Origin of the sequence: Enterocloster bolteae, assembly GCF_002234575.2 — a bacterium.
Taxonomy (GTDB): Bacteria; Bacillota; Clostridia; order Lachnospirales; family Lachnospiraceae; genus Enterocloster; species Enterocloster bolteae.
The window spans coordinates 1,533,134-1,551,343 of the sequence record NZ_CP022464.2; the positions used below are offsets into that span (position 1 = coordinate 1,533,134).

General features: G+C 47.5%; 16 protein-coding genes and 2 pseudogenes. 7 read left to right on the forward strand and 11 right to left on the reverse strand.

Features of this window, described 5'->3' with window-relative positions; translation table 11 throughout:
- Positions 1-15 precede the first annotated feature (15 nt).
- Complete coding sequence (locus CGC65_RS07190) at positions 16-345, reverse strand: branched-chain amino acid transporter permease (protein WP_002565278.1); 330 nt, start codon at positions 343-345, stop codon at positions 16-18.
- Positions 346-348: 3 nt separating this feature from the next.
- A complete protein-coding gene (locus tag CGC65_RS07195; RefSeq protein ID WP_002565277.1) occupies positions 349-1,050 on the reverse strand; it encodes an AzlC family ABC transporter permease in 702 nt (233 codons plus the stop codon).
- 171 nt (positions 1,051-1,221) lie between these two features.
- Here CGC65_RS07195 and CGC65_RS07200 point away from each other — a divergent pair, with 171 nt between their 5' ends.
- Positions 1,222-2,916 carry a glutamine--tRNA ligase/YqeY domain fusion protein gene (locus CGC65_RS07200; protein ID WP_002565276.1) on the forward strand — a complete coding sequence of 565 codons (1,695 nt, stop codon included), beginning with the start codon at positions 1,222-1,224 and terminating at the stop codon, positions 2,914-2,916.
- 164 nt (positions 2,917-3,080) lie between these two features.
- On the opposite strand, the gene CGC65_RS07205 is transcribed toward CGC65_RS07200, so the two are convergent.
- Positions 3,081-3,551 (reverse strand): hypothetical protein, encoded by a 471-nt coding sequence (locus CGC65_RS07205; RefSeq protein WP_002565275.1) that lies wholly within the window; start codon positions 3,549-3,551, stop codon positions 3,081-3,083.
- Between the two features lie 259 nt (positions 3,552-3,810).
- Between CGC65_RS07205 and pdxR the strand changes: the two genes are divergently transcribed.
- A complete protein-coding gene (pdxR, locus tag CGC65_RS07210; protein ID WP_002565274.1) occupies positions 3,811-5,214 on the forward strand; it encodes a MocR-like pyridoxine biosynthesis transcription factor PdxR in 1,404 nt (467 codons plus the stop codon).
- Positions 5,215-5,331: 117 nt separating this feature from the next.
- On the forward strand, positions 5,332-6,279 hold the full coding sequence (locus CGC65_RS07215) for a hypothetical protein (protein WP_002565273.1): 948 nt from the start codon (positions 5,332-5,334) through the stop codon (positions 6,277-6,279).
- A 160-nt stretch (positions 6,280-6,439) separates the two neighbouring features.
- Here the strand turns inward: CGC65_RS07215 and CGC65_RS07220 are convergent, their stop codons facing one another.
- Positions 6,440-7,084, reverse strand: coding sequence for a hypothetical protein (locus CGC65_RS07220; RefSeq protein ID WP_002565272.1), 645 nt, complete (start codon positions 7,082-7,084; stop codon positions 6,440-6,442).
- Between the two features lie 229 nt (positions 7,085-7,313).
- Between CGC65_RS07220 and CGC65_RS07225 the strand changes: the two genes are divergently transcribed.
- Both CGC65_RS07225 and groL read left to right on the forward strand, forming a co-directional pair.
- On the forward strand, positions 7,314-7,598 hold the full coding sequence (locus CGC65_RS07225) for a co-chaperone GroES (RefSeq protein ID WP_002565271.1): 285 nt from the start codon (positions 7,314-7,316) through the stop codon (positions 7,596-7,598).
- 43 nt (positions 7,599-7,641) lie between these two features.
- Positions 7,642-9,264 carry a chaperonin GroEL gene (groL, locus tag CGC65_RS07230; protein WP_002565270.1) on the forward strand — a complete coding sequence of 541 codons (1,623 nt, stop codon included), beginning with the start codon at positions 7,642-7,644 and terminating at the stop codon, positions 9,262-9,264.
- 119 nt (positions 9,265-9,383) lie between these two features.
- On the opposite strand, the pseudogene CGC65_RS07235 reads toward groL, so the two are convergent.
- From CGC65_RS07235 to CGC65_RS07245, 3 genes and pseudogenes are all read right to left on the reverse strand, one after another.
- A pseudogene (locus CGC65_RS07235) lies at positions 9,384-10,118 on the reverse strand (nucleoside recognition domain-containing protein); the annotation flags it as partial.
- 53 nt (positions 10,119-10,171) lie between these two features.
- On the reverse strand, positions 10,172-11,797 hold the full coding sequence (locus CGC65_RS07240) for a recombinase family protein (protein WP_039897666.1): 1,626 nt from the start codon (positions 11,795-11,797) through the stop codon (positions 10,172-10,174).
- A 3-nt stretch (positions 11,798-11,800) separates the two neighbouring features.
- Positions 11,801-11,968, reverse strand: a complete 168-nt coding sequence (locus CGC65_RS07245) for a ribbon-helix-helix domain-containing protein (protein ID WP_007038498.1) — start codon at positions 11,966-11,968, stop codon at positions 11,801-11,803.
- A gap of 520 nt (positions 11,969-12,488) precedes the next feature.
- On the opposite strand from CGC65_RS07245, the gene CGC65_RS07250 reads away from it, so the two are divergent.
- Together CGC65_RS07250 and CGC65_RS32390 are read left to right on the forward strand one after the other, a co-directional pair.
- The gene (locus CGC65_RS07250; RefSeq protein WP_039897664.1) at positions 12,489-13,499 is read left to right on the forward strand and encodes a virulence RhuM family protein; all 1,011 of its coding nucleotides are present in this window, start codon (positions 12,489-12,491) and stop codon (positions 13,497-13,499) included.
- Positions 13,500-13,549: 50 nt separating this feature from the next.
- Positions 13,550-14,403 (forward strand): annotated as a pseudogene (locus tag CGC65_RS32390) (N-acetylmuramoyl-L-alanine amidase family protein); the annotation flags it as partial.
- Between the two features lie 48 nt (positions 14,404-14,451).
- On the opposite strand, the gene CGC65_RS07260 reads toward CGC65_RS32390, so the two are convergent.
- From CGC65_RS07260 to CGC65_RS07275, 4 genes are all read right to left on the reverse strand, one after another.
- The gene (locus tag CGC65_RS07260; protein ID WP_007038492.1) at positions 14,452-15,675 is read right to left on the reverse strand and encodes a M20 metallopeptidase family protein; all 1,224 of its coding nucleotides are present in this window, start codon (positions 15,673-15,675) and stop codon (positions 14,452-14,454) included.
- Positions 15,676-15,747: 72 nt separating this feature from the next.
- Positions 15,748-16,485, reverse strand: coding sequence for an amino acid ABC transporter ATP-binding protein (locus CGC65_RS07265; protein WP_007038491.1), 738 nt, complete (start codon positions 16,483-16,485; stop codon positions 15,748-15,750).
- Between the two features lie 38 nt (positions 16,486-16,523).
- Positions 16,524-17,423 carry a transporter substrate-binding domain-containing protein gene (locus CGC65_RS07270; protein WP_007038490.1) on the reverse strand — a complete coding sequence of 300 codons (900 nt, stop codon included), beginning with the start codon at positions 17,421-17,423 and terminating at the stop codon, positions 16,524-16,526.
- Positions 17,424-17,468: 45 nt separating this feature from the next.
- On the reverse strand, positions 17,469-18,134 hold the full coding sequence (locus tag CGC65_RS07275; RefSeq protein WP_039897678.1) for an amino acid ABC transporter permease: 666 nt from the start codon (positions 18,132-18,134) through the stop codon (positions 17,469-17,471).
- Positions 18,135-18,210: the final 76 nt, after the last annotated feature.

Sequence of the window (18,210 nt, forward strand, 5' to 3'; positions counted from 1 at the left end):
ATGGTCAGAGCCTCATCAGAATACCAACTGTACCAGCATCATGTAGCACAACGTTCCCAGCGCAATGCTGGCAAGGGTATTTCCCTTCCAGAGGTGGAGTCCCACCACCACGGCAACGGATATAAGCTCCGGCAGGCCATAAGGGTAGGCTAAAGGTGTGATTCCCTTCAGGCAGTAGACCACCAGCACGGCCATGATGGCGGCCGGGAGAATGGTTCCCAGGTAGCGGACCAGCCCGGGGACTTCTTTTTTACCGCCAAAGAGAAGGAAGGGAAGCCAACGGGTTACCTGGGTGCACAGAGCGCAAACCAGTATGGTAATTAGTACATAATTTGATTGGGTCATGGTTTAATCCTCCTCCATTTTCTGTTCCACAGTCCTGCGCAGGAACAGCAGCATGGCTACGGCAGCTGCCAGGGCAGGAAGGATGAAGTTGGAAGAGCGGATGAGCACCAGAAACAGTGCGCCGCATATAAAACCGGTGACAGCCGGTATATGGGTCTTTGCCGCCTTCCACTGGTCCACGCATATGACCACAAACAGGGCGGTCATGGCAAAATCAATACCTGTGGTGTCAAAGGTAATCAGCTCACCCATAAGGGCGCCCAACACGGACCCGGCTATCCAGTAGCACTGATCAAAAAAAGAGGTAAAGAAGGTGGCTGCCTTCCATTCCCTGTCTGTAAAGTCAGACGGACGGGCCATGGAACATAACAGGGAATAGGTTTCATCCGTCAGAGAAAATACCATATATGGATAGGTCTTTCTCATTTCCTTGAAGCGCTCGATGAAGGTGAGTCCGTAAAATGCATGGCGGCTGTTGATAAAGAGGGTCATGACAGCCGTGGTCACATAGCTTAAGCCGCCGGTGAGGATGCCCACCAGGGCAAACTGCATGGAACCCGCGTAAACCAGGGTGCTGATGAGAAAGGCCCAGAACACACCCAAACCGGATTTCTGCAACAGGAGGCCAAAGGCGATTCCTAAGAACAGGTAGCCGAGGAATATGGGGATGGTCTTTATCAGAGCGAATTTTGCTGCTTTTTTCATGGTTTGGTAAATCTCCTCATAATTGTACATAATTTAGCACATTAATATAGTATAGCAGACATGGGACAAGATTTCCACTGCAAAATGTATTTTCCCCTTTCACTGATAAAAGAATTGTGTTATGATTAATAATTATATTTATCACAATAGCAACGTAACGGAGGAACAATTATGGCAGACAAGGATACCGTAATGGAAACTGAGGAAAAGGAGGTAGTCTCCAGGAATTTCATTGAACAGGAGATTGACAAGGACCTGGCAGAGGGCGTTTATGACCATGTCCAGACCCGTTTCCCGCCGGAGCCAAACGGTTATTTGCACATCGGACATGCCAAGTCCATCTTACTGAACTACGGCCTGGCACAGAAGTACGGCGGCAAGTTCAACCTGCGTTTTGACGATACAAACCCCACAAAGGAAAAGACTGAATTCGTGGAGTCCATCATGGATGATGTGAAGTGGCTGGGAGCTGATTTCGAGGACAGGCTTTTCTTTGCGTCCAATTATTTTGACCAGATGTACGAGTGCGCCGTATTCCTGATTAAGAAGGGAAAGGCGTTTGTCTGTGATCTGACAGCCGACCAGATCAGGGAGTACAGGGGAGACTTTACCACACCCGGCAAGGAGAGTCCTTACAGGAACCGTTCCGTGGAGGAGAATCTTGCTCTGTTTGAGGAGATGAAGGAGGGAAAGTACCAGGATGGAGAGAAGGTGCTGAGAGCCAAGATTGATATGGCTTCCCCTAATATCAACATGAGGGATCCGGTTATCTACCGCGTTGCCCGCATGTCCCACCACAACACAGGCGACAAGTGGTGCATCTATCCCATGTATGATTTCGCCCATCCCATTGAGGATGCCATTGAACACATTACCCATTCCATCTGCACCCTGGAATTTGAGGACCACAGGCCTCTCTATGACTGGGTGGTGAAGGAGTGCGAGTTTGAGAATCCGCCGCGCCAGATTGAGTTCGCCAAGCTGTATCTGACCAATGTGATAACCGGCAAGCGCTATATCAAGAAGCTGGTGGAGGATAACATCGTGGACGGCTGGGACGACCCCCGTCTGGTGTCTATCGCGGCTCTGAGGAGAAGGGGATATACACCGGAGGCCATCAAGATGTTCGTGGAGATGGTTGGCGTATCCAAGGCCAACAGTTCCGTGGACTACGCCATGCTGGAATACTGTATCCGCGAGGACTTAAAGCTTAAGAAGCCCCGTATGATGGCTATTCTGAATCCGGTGAAGCTGGTCATTGACAATTATCCGGAAGGACAGGTGGAGATGTTGGATGTTCCCAATAATCTGGAGAATCCGGAGCTGGGAGACAGGAAGGTGCCGTTTGGGCGGGAGCTTTATATTGAGCGGGAGGATTTCATGGAAGAGCCTCCTAAAAAGTATTTCCGTATGTTCCCCGGCAATGAGGTACGCCTGATGGGCGCATATTTCGTTAAGTGTACAGGATGTGAGAAGGATGCTGACGGCAACATTACCGTGGTACACGGCACCTATGATCCGGAGACAAAGAGCGGTTCCGGTTTTGAGGGACGCAAAGTAAAGGGAACCATCCACTGGGTGGCTGTTCCCACAGCAAGACAGGTGGAGTGCCGCCTTTATGAGAATATTGTGGACGAGGAGAAGGGCAAGCTGAATGAAGACGGCAGCCTTAACTTAAATCCGAACTCTCTGGTTGTGTTAAAGGAGTGCTACGTTGAGCCGGCCCTGGCAGAGGGAGAGGCCTATGACAGCTATCAGTTTGTGCGCAACGGTTTCTTCTGTGTGGACTGCAAGGACAGCACGCCCCAGAAGCCGGTGTTTAACCGGATTGTATCCTTAAAGAGCTCATTTAAGCTTCCCAAATAGGATGAACCATGAGGTAATAACAGATAAATCAAAGCAGTCATTTATGCGATAAAGAAAATGCCGGGGAACCTGATGAAAAAGGTCCCCGGCATTTGTTATGACCGTATCCCATGCATAATCCGGTGACGGATCACCTGATAACGCGTAATCTGATAGTACACCATTTAATAATACCGGCAGGATATGAAGCGGTATTTAAACAGTTCGTAGAGAAAACGTATGCCGATAATGATATATATGGCTGTGCCTGCCGCAAACAAAGCCATAAAGAATACATAGAGTCCCACATACATGCTGATTCTGGAGGCGGCGATAAGTCCAAGGCAGAGATAGGTAAACTTGAAAACCTTGCGTTCCAGACGGTGTACCGGTATACGGAACACCCGCTTGATGATGGATGCCAGGGACACTATGAACAGCGGGTAAAGCGCATCCACAGACAGACCTGCCAGCAGCTGGTACCATTCCGGAAGGTTCCTTATCTCGCTGTGCTTCTCTATGGCTGTGAACACCAGGATGTGCACGGACACGGTCAGCAGCACAATGGCCGCAGCCCCTATGAAACAGCGGAAAGCCAGTGAATGTTCCTTTTTGGGAGATAGCTTCTTTAACATATTCAGAGTCTGTTCGCTCATGTCCATCCGTCCTTTCTCAACTGATTTTATTGGATTGTCTTCCTACTTTTATTATAATTCCATACCGTGGTGATTACAATATACAAATCAGAAAAAAGAGTATATTATCTTTGAATAATCTTTGTATTTTGCTTGAATAATACGAATTAACAGAATAAATATAAAAACACATTGACATCTCCCACTTGAACTGGTATGATTAGAATGTTTATTTCAAATACAAATGATAATGCCAGTTTGCGGCAGGAAGGGGCGGAAAATGGAATTGATAGTACCCTTTGACAGTCAGTCAGAAAGTCCTCTCTATGAACAGATTTACCAGTACATAAAAAACGAAATCCGCCAGGGAAAGCTGGAGTCCGGAAGCCGTCTGCCTTCCACCCGTATACTGGCCAGGAACCTGAGGCTGAGCCGCAGTACCACCCAGATGGCCTATGACCAGCTGCTGTCTGAAGGGTATATAGAGGCACTGCCGTGCAAGGGTTATTTTGTCTGCAAGATAGAGGAGCTGGTGGAAGTACGGCAAAAGGGAGGCGGTTCTTTTGTAGAGCCGGGAGACACCGGAAAGGACCGTTACGAGGTGGATTTTTCTCCCAGAGGAATTGATCTGGACAGTTTTCCCTTTAATACGTGGAGGAAAATCAGCAGGAATACACTGGTGGATGATAACAAGGAGATGTTTGCGGCAGGAGACCCCCAGGGGGAAAGGGCTCTCAGGACTGCCATAGGTGATTACCTCCATTCCGCCAGGGGGGTGGACTGCAGGCCTGAGCAGATACTCATCGGCGCAGGAAGCGAGTATCTGCTGATGCTCCTATCCCAGATTCTGGGAAACGGCAGGAAAATCGCCATGGAAAACCCCACATACAAGCAGGCATACAGAGTGCTTAAGGGCGAGGGATATCCTGTGATTCCCGTGGATATGGACCGATATGGAATGGATGTGCAGCGGCTTTCCCGCAGCAGCGCGGATGTGGCCTATGTGATGCCTTCCCATCAGTATCCCACAGGGATTGTCATGCCTGTGAAGCGGCGGCAGGAGCTGCTGGCCTGGGCTTACAGCGGTGCAGACCGGTATCTGATAGAGGATGATTATGACAGCGAGTTCCGATACAAGGGAAAGCCCATTCCCGCGCTGCAGGGAATGGACCGGGGCGGCCGTGTGATTTACATGGGAACATTTTCCAAGTCCATAGCCCCGGCTATCCGTGTGGGATTCATGGTGCTGCCGGAGCATTTGCTGGAGGCATACCGGGAAAGAGCCGGTTTCTATCTTTCCACGGTGTCCAGGATTGACCAGAACATTCTCTATCAGTTTATAACCCAGGGATATTATGAGAGACACCTGAACCGCATGAGAGCCCTGTACAAGGGAAAACATGATGCTCTGATGGCAGGGCTTAAGGAACTGGAGGACCGGTTTTTAATCAGGGGAGAATATGCAGGGCTGCATGTGCTTTTGACCCACAGGCAGGGAGAGACGGAAGAAAGTCTGGTGGCCCGTGCGGCTGAACTGGGAGTGAAGGTTTATGGAATATCAGGATGCTTCATACAGCCGGAGGAGAAGCTGTTTGATTCAACCGTTATGCTGGGATATGCCAGTCTCAGCGAGGAGGAAATCCGAAATGGCACTAAGTTACTGAGTAAGGCCTGGACATTTTAAGCTGCTGTATGAATTTTTCAGACAGCAGGCAGGATGATAGGTTAAATAACAGATAATATAGCAGGTAATATAGCAGGTAATATAACAGGAAAAATGACAGGAAAGGAATGGTATGCCATGAAGGGCAGGAATAATACATGGACAGATATGGCTGCTGCCGCTGCTTTTGCAGCGGTACTGGGAATCAGTGCCTTCTGGGGGCAGCATGACAGGGCCTATGACCAGGCAGGAACGGCGGGCAGCGCTTATGGCCGGATGTATAACCAGGCAGGTCCGGCGGATGAAGATGGCGGTCCCGTGGGGAAGGCCGGGGCTTATCCAGGTACCGCAGGGGCTGCGCAGGCGGCAGAAGGCGCAGGGGAGGATCTGGCCCGGACGGGAGGGAAAGACGCAGAGATCCTTCCGGATGTGACAGAATCCCAGAAGGCGGTTCTGGACAAAATCATAAATGCATTAGAGACGCGGGATTTGGAGACTGCCGCCCAGGTCATGGACAGCGGTGAGGAGGAGCTTGTGACTCTGTTTTATGAGGTCATGGATGGGGCGCGGTATCTTTATGACGGCCGGTCATTCAGCCAGTCCATGGAGGGTGAGGGGCTGGTCCTTACCATGCCTAAGACCCTGTATTACGGTACCTTTAAGGGCGGCAGGCCGGAAGGGGAATGTACGGCCCTTCAGGTGGTTGAACTGGATGCCCCCAGGTATGATTACTCCCAGGGATTGTGGAAGGATGGGAAGATGGAGGGCCTGGGCCATACAGGATACTGCTATTATGAGACCAGCCCGGAAGGGGAAGCCAGGGATGTGTGCAAGACAGGAAGGTTTTCCGGTGACAGGCTGGAGGGAGAGGTAACCTATACCACCCTGAACCAGGAGGGAGAGACATCCACCTGGAAGCTGGAAGTAAAGGACGGTACGGTACAGTTAGATGACCGTTGGATCTATATAGAGGAACGTGGGGAGTATCAGCTTATGTCCCAGGAGGATGACAGCCATGCCTACATCATGGATGAGAAGCTGGCTGACCAGCCTGTGTGGATTAACCTTCTGGCCTGGGAGGAATAAAGGAGTCAAAAAGAGTTAAAAAGAAGAAAAAAAAGAGTAAACGGATAAATGAAATACAGAATAAAGTGCCAAAAAACTTCGGGAACATGAACTGTCATGCTCCCGGAGTTTTTCTGTTTTATACTGTTTTGGTTCATTTACATGGTCCTAAACCGCTGTGTTATTCCAGTGTATCTTCCTCAATGATAGCGGTAGAGCGGCCTGCTTCCGATTTCTCAGGCTCCTCGCTGCTGTCGTCGTAATCATCTTCCGTAAGATCTCCTGAATCATAGGAGGAGCTGCCGTCCATGCGGCGGTAATCATAGAGGTCGTCCTCGTCCACATAGTCGTCGTCCAGAAAGCCCTCATCTTCAAACAAATCAGAATCATCATCCTTATCCCTGGAGTGCTCATCCATGAAATCCGCTTTCTTTGTCTTCACGGTCTGCAGAGCAATCTGAGCCGTGTCCACGGCAGCGGAAACCGCCTCATGGGCCGTGTCCGACAGCAGGCTTCCGGCATCCTTAAGGACATTCTTCGTTGCCTGGGCCATATCTTTGGCAGCCACCTTGAATTCGTCCTTGCTGGAGGAAAGAGAGATGTAATTGCGGTCCAGGCTGCGTGTATCAATGGTGCGATCTGTCCCGTCCTCGTCGCCATCCTCGAATTCCCGGAAATCCTTTTCCAGCTCCCTGTGGTATGTCTTATACTGAAGTACGTAGGAAACGCCGGCAGCTACAGCACCGGTTACTGCTGCAAATGCCACGAATTTACCCCAACCTTTCTTTGCCATGCCAAAAACCCCTTTCTTGTAATGGTGATGCATAAAAGCTCCCCTATGGGTCATATTATGCCTTATTGTTATTATTGTAATACGAATGGAAAAAAAAAGAAACAGCAAATTGTAAAAAAACAATAAAATTAAAAGAAATTAGCACTCAACTCTTGACAGTGCTAATAACTGGTGATATAACATATCATGTGAGCAAAAGAAAGTAGTAAGGAAAAAAATCAAGAAAGAAAAATCAGAATATCGAGCAAGGAGGAATTCAATTATGAAGTTAGTACCATTGTTTGACAAGGTAGTGTTAAAGCAGTTAGTTGCAGAAGAGACAACGAAGTCCGGCATTGTCCTTCCGGGGGCAGCCAAAGAGAAGCCGCAGCAGGCAGAGGTCATTGCAGTGGGACCAGGCGGAGTTATTGACGGCAAGGAAGTAACCATGCAGGTTAAGGCCGGCGACAAGGTAATCTACTCCAAGTACTCAGGAACAGAAGTAGAGATTGAGGATGAGAAGTACGTTATCGTAAAGCAGAACGATATCCTGGCAGTTGTTGAATAATAAATAAAACAGTAGAACATAGAATATTGGAGGTTGATGAAAGATGGCAAAGCAGATTAAATATGGCGTAGAAGCCCGCAAGGCACTGGAAGCAGGCGTTAACCAGTTAGCAGATACTGTACGTGTGACCCTTGGACCGAAGGGACGCAACGTTGTCCTGGATAAGTCCTTCGGCGCTCCGTTAATTACAAACGACGGTGTTACCATTGCAAAGGAAATCGAGCTGCAGGATCCATATGAGAACATGGGCGCACAGCTGATCAAGGAAGTTGCTTCCAAGACCAACGATGTGGCCGGAGACGGTACCACCACAGCAACTGTTCTGGCTCAGGCCATGGTAAACGAAGGCATGAAGAATCTGGCAGCAGGCGCAAACCCAATCGTTCTGAGAAAAGGTATGAAGAAGGCTACAGATGCAGCTGTGGAAGCTATCAAGAAGATGAGCAAGCCGATCAACGGCAAAGAGCAGATTGCAAGGGTAGCTGCCATCTCTGCTTCCGATGATGAAGTGGGAACCATGGTAGCAGACGCTATGGAGAAGGTTTCCAAGGACGGCGTCATCACCATTGAAGAATCCAAGACAATGAAGACAGAGCTTGACCTGGTTGAAGGTATGCAGTTTGACAGAGGTTACCTGTCCGCTTATATGTGCACAGATATGGATAAGATGGAAGCTAACTTAGACGATCCATACGTGCTGATCACCGATAAGAAGATCTCCAACATCCAGGATCTGCTTCCTCTGCTGGAGCAGGTTGTTAAGATGGGCGCAAGACTTCTCATCATCGCTGAGGATGTGGAAGGCGAAGCACTGACCACCCTGATTGTAAACAAGCTGAGAGGCACATTCAACGTAGTGGCTGTGAAGGCTCCCGGCTACGGCGACAGAAGGAAAGAGATGCTGCAGGATATCGCTATCCTGACAGGCGGCACTGTTATCTCTGAGGAGCTGGGCCTGGATCTGAAGGATGCAACCATGGAGCAGTTAGGACGTGCAAAATCCGTTAAGGTTCAGAAAGAGAACACCATCATCGTTGACGGCATGGGCGACAAGGATGCCATTTCCGCAAGGGTATCCCAGATTCGCAAGCAGATCGAGGAAACCACCTCTGATTTTGACAGAGAGAAGCTGCAGGAGCGTCTGGCTAAGCTGGCAGGCGGTGTAGCCGTTATCCGTGTTGGCGCTGCAACCGAGACAGAGATGAAGGAAGCTAAGCTTCGTATGGAAGATGCGCTGAACGCCACAAGAGCAGCCGTAGAGGAAGGCATCATCGCAGGCGGCGGTTCTGCTTATGTACACGCAGCAGGAGAAGTGAAGAGTGTTGCTGACGGACTGGAAGGCGATGAGAAGACCGGCGCCAGAATCATCTTAAAGGCTCTGGAGGCTCCTCTGTACCACATCGTGGCCAACGCAGGACTGGAAGGCTCCGTTATTGTAAATAAGGTAAAAGAATCCTCTGTAGGCCACGGCTTTGACGCTTACAAGGAAGAGTATGTGGATATGATTGAAGCAGGCATCCTGGATCCTGTAAAGGTTACAAGAAGCGCACTTCAGAACGCAACCAGCGTTGCTTCCACACTGTTGACAACAGAGACTGTTGTTGCAAACATCAAGGAGCCGGCTCCGGCAGGCCCGGCAGCACCTGATATGGGCGGAATGTATTAATCCCCCAGACACGATATTTGATTGATAAAGTATAATTAAGGATGGGACACAGCACAGGAATATGTGTGCTGCTGTCCCATCCTTTTTGCTTTCCTGCCGTATGTGCGGGGAAGCTCTTTTTATACAAACAACCGGGCTACGGCTGTAAAGGCAAAGCACAGCACGATTCCGCAGACCGTAGGCACCAGGAAGGACATAACTGTCCACTTAAAACTGCCTGATTCCTTTCGGATAGTAAGAAGGGTGGTGGTGCAGGGCCAGTGCATCAGGGAGAAAAGCATGGTACTGACAGCGGTAATCCAGGTCCAGCCGTTATTTACCAGCAATTCCCTCAGCTGTGCCAGGCTGTCAAATTCCAGAAGGCTTCCCTGGGCCATGTAGGCCATGATAATGATGGGAATTACAATTTCATTGGCAGGAAGCCCCAGGATAAATGCCATCAGAATCACTCCGTCCATTCCAAGAAGCCTTGCAAAGGGATCCAGGAAACCGGAACAATGGGCTAACAGGGTGATGCCGTTTACCTGTACATTTGCCATGACCCAGATTAAAAGGCCCGCAGGGGCAGCCACCGCAATGGCCCTCCCCAGCACGAACAGGGTCCGGTCAAAGATGGAACGGACAATCACCTTGCCAATCTGGGGACGCCGGTAAGGAGGCAGCTCCAGGGTGAAGGAAGAGGGAATTCCCTTTAACACGGTCATGGAAAGGGCTTTGGAGACCACAAAGGTCATGCATACGCCCAGTACAATAAACAGGGTCAGGAGCAGGGCTGACAGCATGGAGTCAAAGGCTCCTCCGGATACACCCACAAAGAACATGGAGATGATGGCGATGAGTGTGGGGAATGCGCCACCAGCCAAAAGGCAACTTCGCTCCGTACGACGAGTAGAGGGCTGACAGTTCCCTACTCGCCGTCGATAAAAATATGGAGATCTTTGCCATCCCAGACAATTTTCTTAACCATCAGCTTGATTAAGGTACGTTTTTCTTCGATTGCCAGTGTATGGAAATTGTCCTTGAAGCTGGACAACGCCGTGGACAGCATATCAACTTGGATTTCCCTGTCAGTTATGACGCTGACATCCTTTTGCAGACGTTTTTTTTCTTCTTTCATGGAAGCCAGTTCTTTGTCCAGTTCCATGATTCTGGCATTTACACGTTCAATGAAAGCTGTGCCTAAGTTTCCGTGTGACAGTGTGTTGATCAGGTTGTCCATCTCGCTGTTACATTTGGTGATTTTATCATCAATGATTGATAGGGGACTTTTTTGTGTCTGGCCCTGTAAATCTTGTTTCAGTTTTTCCAGCAGTTTGTAGATACCGGAATTTTCATCCGTGTACTGCATAAGGTATTCACAGACAATATCGTCCGCCTGCTGCCCGTTGAGGTTTTGACAGTCACATAATTTTAGACCCCCACGCAGTTTGTTGTTACAAATATAGTCGTAGAGTTCACGGTTGCCTCCTTTGCCGCTTCGCTGCTTTGCGAACATCCGGCTCTGGCACTTATCGCAGAAGATTAAGCCGGACAGCAGGGAATAGTCATTATGCATGATAGCTGGTTTCGTACCTGTGGGGATGTTATCTTTTAAGATGTTCTGAATGGCTACCCACTTTTTACCGGAAATACGCCCCTTGTGTTTTCCGATAGCTACAATCCATTTATCCATACCCTGCCTTGGGGCATTTTTCTTCCTATAATCACGTTTATTGTATGTCAGCAGACCATATTTATTGGAGCACTCGGCTTTTTCAAAGCAAACGTCCGAATGATGTTCCGTAAAGTATTCCCATGCGTCTTCATCAGCGATACAGTAAACTGGATTTTGCAGTATCTCTTTAATGCCTAACAGAGAGAATATTTTACCTGTACGTGATTTGATTCCTTGCTTGATTAAGTATTTGCTTACTCCGGATATGCTCCGGAGTTCTAAAAACTTTTCCAGAATACAGTCGATGGTTTTAAGTTCCTCCGGATTGTCCTTTAGCTTGCAGGAAGTCTTGATTTTACCGTCAATGATGATTTCCTGTATCTTTTCAGAGGTAAATCCTGTGGGGGTAGTGCCGCCCAGCCAGCGTCCGGTCCTTGCCAGCATTAGCATATTGTCACGGACACGCTCTGCAATCGTTTCTCTTTCCAGTTGGGCGAAAACCGAAGCTATGTACATCATGGCCTTTCCCATAGGCTTTGAGGTGTCAAATTCTTCCTTGATACAGACAAATGAAATATTATAGCTGTTCAAGTCTTCAATCAGAGAAGAAAAGTCACTGACATTACGGCTGATACGGTCAAGGCGGTAACAAACAACATATTCTGGTTTGTTTAGTTTTATATCACGGAGCATTTTCTGAAATTGCGGTCTGTTCGTATTTTTTGCAGAAAAGCCTTCGTCTTCATAAACGACAATTTCCGCCTTATCTGATTCGGGGATTTTGGCTGAAATATACTCCCTGCACATTTCAATCTGGTTTTCAACGCTTTCCCCTTTACCCGTATATACCGATTTACGGCTGTATATATAGATTCTCAAAGATTACTCACCATCCTTTTTTTGCTCAACATAGTCAGACAGAATTTTGGCGCATAAGTTGGAAAAGGTACGCTTATCCTCTTTTGCCACTTTATCTAACTGCTGTTTTAATTCCTTTGGGATTGTTATAGGTACTCTTATGTTATTTTTAGAAACAGCCAAATTCTCCACCTCCTTGTATAGTGTGTACCATAGTGTAACACCTTTGTCAAGGTTGTTGGATGGGTTTAGTGTTCTTTATATAAAGAATAGGGAGGAGGCGACATTGATGGGGCTTAGCCTGTGATGAGTGCTTATAACAGAAAAGGGAAAGTGATAAATTATTCTAAAGATGTGTAGGAGAGATATAAAATGATAGAACCATCGAAAAAAGATTGGAAACTTTATAGAGAAAAAATATCAGGATGGCAGGAAGATTTCATGGAAATTGGAGAGGTAAAGAGGATTTAAAAGGTTACCATTTGTCTGAAAATGCAGATAGAACCGTGAAGGGACAGTGTAGCGACATATAAAGAATTGAAAGAGCTGTTGAAATGGATATCGCTGAAGGTACAATTAAGATATAATGTTATATAGTAAAAGGCGCTCAGAAAATGGGCGCTTTTTATGTTGCAAACATTTGTTTCGGAATGATAGAATAATTAAGCAAGGATACAAGTGGTGTGGAAGTAATATGAAAAGGGAGGTTCCTATGGCAGACAAGGATTTTCAAATTAGGAATAGTACAATAGATTTCCTTGTATTTACAAAACAGAATTCAACAGATTCAATTCAAGTTAGAGTACATGATGAGAATGTTTGGTTGACGCAAAAATCTATGGCACAGTTATTTGAATGTAGTATTGATAATATTTCACTGCATTTAAAAAATATATTTAGGGACGGGGAACTAGTACCAGAGGCAGTTATCGAGGAATCCTCGGCAACTGCCTCTGATGGAAAACAATACAAAACAAAATTTTATAATCTTGACGCTGTAATTTCAGTTGGCTATAGAATTAATTCATTAAGAGCAACCCAATTTCGCCAATGGGCAACGAAGGTATTAAGAACATACACGGTGCAGGGATATGTACTTGATAAAAAAAGATTGGAAAATGGGCAAATATTTGACGAGGAATATTTTGAACATTTACTGGATGAGATCAGGGAAATCCGAGCAAGTGAGCGGAAATTTTATCAAAAGATAACTGACATTTACGCTACAGCAGTTGATTATTCAAAAGATGCAGTAACAACAAAGGAGTTCTTTAAGACCGTACAGAATAAACTTCATTATGCGATTCATGGTCATACCGCTGCGGAGGTTATAGTCGAGAGGGCAGACCATAAAAAAGAACATATGGGGCTGACCACATGGAAAAATGCACCAGGTGGAAAGATTGTTAAAGCAGATGTAAGCATAGCGAAGAACTATTTATCTCAGAGTGAGTTACAGGATTTGAATCAGTTTGTGTCAATGTATCTGGATTATGCGGAAAGACAGGCAAAAAGGCATATTCCCATGACGATGGAGGATTGGGCAACTAAGCTGGAAGTTTTTCTGAAAATGAATGATGAGGATATTTTGCTGGATAAGGGAAAAGTTACGCATGAAATTGCAAAAGCATTTGCAGAAAGTGAATTTGAAAAATACAGGGTGATACAAGATCAATTATATGAGTCGGATTTTGATAAGTTGGTAATGAAAGTTGATTTGTAGTAAGTATAAGGATGTCAATAATAAAAATATCTATTTCATCCAATCACCAGAAGGGAGAGCAGTTGACCAGAATCGATTATAATGGAACACCGGGTTACATATCATCGGAATATATAACCACCCAGGTTCCGGAGACAACGGCACTGCAGCCTCAGGCCTGTGTGGACAGCGGGGAGATAACCATGAATCCCTCATGGAAATACGCGGAGTTTTCCAAGATTCATTCGGGTGCGGCGGTACTGTACCGTTCCGAGGCAGCAAGTCCAAAGGGAATCACGGTTTGCGTCAACGTGGAGCATGGAATCAAGGGCGGCGCTTCCGTCAAGACCCAGTGTCACCCAGACGGAACTCCAAAGGTAACCGGAGGTACCACCATGGCGGCGGCCGTGTCAGGCGGTATGACCTTTGCTGACGGAACCCCTGAGAGCAAGGTGACGCTGTCCATGGCAAAGATACTGAAGGATAAGCTGCTGGTGGCAGGATATGATGTCTGATGATCCGTGAGAGCGACGATGTCCAGCTGGACAATATAGCCAGGACCGTTATTGGCAATAATGCAAGCAATTGTCATATTGCCCTTCACTGGGACTCCATCACCAATAACAAGGGGGCTTTTTATATGAGCGTTCCCGATGTGGAATCCTACCGGAACATGGAACCTGTGAAATCCCACTGGCAGCAGCACAACGCCCTTGGCGAAAACCTGGTGTCCGGGCTTAAAGGAGCGGGTGTCAAGATATTCTCCGGCGGTTCCATGGCCATGGATCTGACCCAGACCTCCTTTTCCACGGTGCCGTCTGTGGATATTGAGCTGGGAGATAAGGCGTCCGCTCATTCCTCCGCCACGCTGACCACTCTGGCAGACGGCCTGGTGGCTGGGGTGGACCAGTATTTTGGACAATAGAGAAAAGACAGAGAAAATCATGATTTGAATTTAGGAACAGAAGGAGGGCTAAAACCCTCCTTTTTCCAGGAAATCAACTGCAAACTGAGCAAACACAGCGGCCATCTTGGGTATCATGGATTCTTCCAGCATGAAGTTGCTGCTGTGTAGCCCAAAGGTCCCGTTATTTTTCTCAGTCGCTATACCGGCATAAACGTATGCTCCCGGTACACGGGATACATATTCACTGAAATCCTCGCCTCCCAGATGAGGTTTTGTATCCAGTTTAACATGCTCTTTGCCTAATATGCCGGCAGCTGACTGGAGACAGAACAGGACTGCATCAGGGGAATTGATAACTGCACGGCCATGACCGGTCGTCACCCTGGCAAAGGCTCCGTTTGCAGCGGCTATTCCCTGGGCAATGCGCTTTATATCGTCCTCCATCTGTTCCATGACTTCCAACTTGTCTGCCCTTAGGGTACCCGTCATCGTGCAGCAGTCAGGAATGATATTTCTTTTATCCTGAGGGCCGGAATGTATGGTACATACAGACAGAACCCGTGGTGCTGTTTCAGGAAGGCGTCGTGATACGATTTGCTGCAGACCGGAATATATCTGATTCGCTACGGCGATAGGATCTACGCACTCATGAGGCCAGGAACCATGACCACCCCGGCCGGTTACCTGTATTTCAAAGCTTCCGGGATACCCGAAGGCACATCGTTTGGCCACATGCAATTCCCCGGCCGCTGCCCCCGGCCATGCATGGGCAGCAAAGACAGCGTCTACAGCAGGATTTTCCAGTATGTGGTCTTCCTCAACCATTTTTTTACCGCCAAGCCCATTTTCCTCACCGGGCTGGAAGACAAATTCAACGTTACCTGGAAAGTGACTTCGCAGCTTTGACAGAATCATTGCGCTGCCCAAAAGCCATGCGGCGTGACCATCGTGTCCGCATGCGTGCATTACGCCGGCTGTTTCTGACGCGTAGGGAAGTCCGGTTTTTTCTTCTATAGGCAGAGCGTCAATATCTGCCCGCAGGAGAACCGTTTTTCCGGGGCCCTTTGTTCCTTTCAGGATACCGATAACCCCGGTCCCTCCGGCTGCACCTGTAATCACTTCCATCCCTTTCAGGCAGCGTAATTTTTCGGCAATTTTGTGAGAGGTTTTATATTCTTCCATGGAAAGCTCTGGATGCTGGTGGAGTTCACGGCGAAATTGGATTAATTCCTCTCTGCATTGCTCCGCTTCTTCTTTGATTTGTTCTGTCAGTATTTGATTTGTCAGCATTCGTTTCCTCCCTGAATCAAACTAAAATGTAATATGGCCCCACAGAAGTGAGGCCGGTATCATAGATAAAAATTATTTGCTTACGAAATTTAAGAACTGGCGCAGCCTTGGATTTTCGGGATTATCAATGATTTCCTCGGGAGAACCGTCAGCGGCAATCATTCCATTGTCCATGAACAGTATACGGGTAGCAACGTTTCTTGCGAATTTGATTTCGTGGGTGACCAGAACCATGGTGGAATCTTCCTCGGCCAGTTGACGAATGGTATTCAGTACTTCTCCTACAAGTTCAGGGTCCAGGGCGGAAGTGGGTTCGTCAAAAAGCAGAACGTCCGGATTAACAGCCAGGGCCCTGGCAATGGCTACACGCTGCTGCTGTCCCCCCGACATCTTGGCCGGGTAAAAATCTTTGCGGTCCAGCATGCCCACCTTCTCTAAAAGCCGTAAGGAAGTTTCCTCTGCTTCCGCCTTTGGTCTGTTCTGCACTGTTACGAGAGCTTCCATTACATTTTCCAGGGCTGTTTTATTTTTGAACAGATTATAACCCTGGAATACCATAGCAGACTGGCGTCGCAGGTTCCGTACTTCCTTAGAAGTATAACTGGCCGCGTTCACCCGCGCATTGCCGATCTGAATAATTCCCGTGGTGGGGACACACAGAAAGTTCAGGCAGCGCAGCAGGGTTGATTTTCCGGTGCCCGATGGCCCCAGGATGGCCACGATTTCATTTTTCCTTATATTCAGATTAATGTCCTTTAGAACTTCCGTATCAGTTCCGAATGTTTTGGACAGATTTTCTACTGTAACCATCTGTTATTTCCCTTCAACGGCAGATTTTCAGCTATTATTTAGTGGGTTGCCGTCAACCACTCGTCGCTAATAAGCTGGGATAAATCCTCATAAAACCATTTCGTGATGATTTCAGAAACAGTTCCGTCCTCATGCATTTCCTTTAATACCACATTGACTTCATCCCTGAGTCCTGTTCCCTCCTCAGTGTCAGCAAACCACCAGCCTACGTTGTTTCCAAACAGCTTTTGGTCCAACATACGAAATTCCAGGTTCTGGGCCTTTTCTGCTTTTTCAATGTTGGTGACCGTATTGGCATAACAGTCTATGCGCCCCAGGGAACAATCCTGAAAGCCTGCATTTGAATCCTCATAAGTTACAATTTTCCAATCATAATCCGGAGCCATGTTCTCAACGGTTGTCTGGGCAGCCTGTCCGGCTGTCACACCGATGGTATGTCCGCGTAAATCATCCAGTGTTTGATATTCGCTGTCTGGCTGGACTATGATGACTTGCGCATCCGCGTAGATTGGGTCAGATGCGATATATGTTTTCAGACGGGCTTCGGTAATGGCAAAGCAGTTTGCAGCCACGTCCACACGACCAGTGTTCAGCTCTCCAAACAGGGAGGCCATATCTGAAACCTGTTTCATCTCGATGGTCCATCCGGTGCGGGCTTCTATTTCAGCCCACAGGTCAGCTTCGGCTCCTGTCCAGTTCCCTTTGTCGTCAACCATGGAATAAGGTTCGCCGGTACCGGCAGTTCCCACAATGACAGTGCGGCTTTCAGCCTGTTTCGTGTCATTGCCGGAATCGTCAGTCTTAGCTTCTTCGGATTGGCTTGTCTGTGTGGTTTTTGCAGAGCCGGCAGTCTCCGGGCTCTGTCCTGTACAACCTGCCATGGAAACAGCTGCCAGAGCTGCCGAGATAATAAGAGCGGTTATCTTTTTGTTTTTCATATGAATCCTCCGTTTTATGAATATTGTAATTTATAAGTAAACGGTCTAAAATATAGCATTGCACCGTTTTTCCAATACTTTCTGGATAGCAGTGAGAATCAGTGTTATAACCCAGTAAATCAGCATGACGCAGGCATAGCACTCAAAGAACTGGAAGGTGTTGGCACCTTCGATTTTGGCAGCCCCCATCACGTCCCTGACTCCAACCAGAAATGCCAGGGAAGACATTTTAAAAAGATTGATCAAGTCATTGAATAGAGGAGGAAGTGCAACGCGGATTGCCTGAGGTATGACGATTCTGATTGTCATTTGGAAACCTGTCATGCCAAAGGCCATGGCTGCTTCTCTTTGCCCCTCATCCACGGAAATCAATGCTCCGCGTATGGATTCTGAAACAAATGCCCCCATATTCAGACTCATGATGACCGCAACAGCCACGGTGGGAGACATATTAAGAATCAGGGAACTCAGGTTAGCCAGACCGTAATAGAAAAAGAACAGCTGGGCGGCAACCGGTGTACCGCGGACAAAGGATATCCAGATTTTTAAGACCTGGCTCACACCCTTAACTTTGTAATAGCTGATGATGGCAAAGACCATTCCGATGACAAGGGAGAACACAGCACTGATAATGGTCAGGGTCAGAGTCACATTTAGCTTACTCGCAATATAGGGAAGTGTTTGAAAGAAATAGCTCCAGTTAAATTTCATACCATACCCTTTCATGATGTTTTATCTTTATGTTAAATTGAACATGCATTGAACAGCAGACATATTATATATCGAG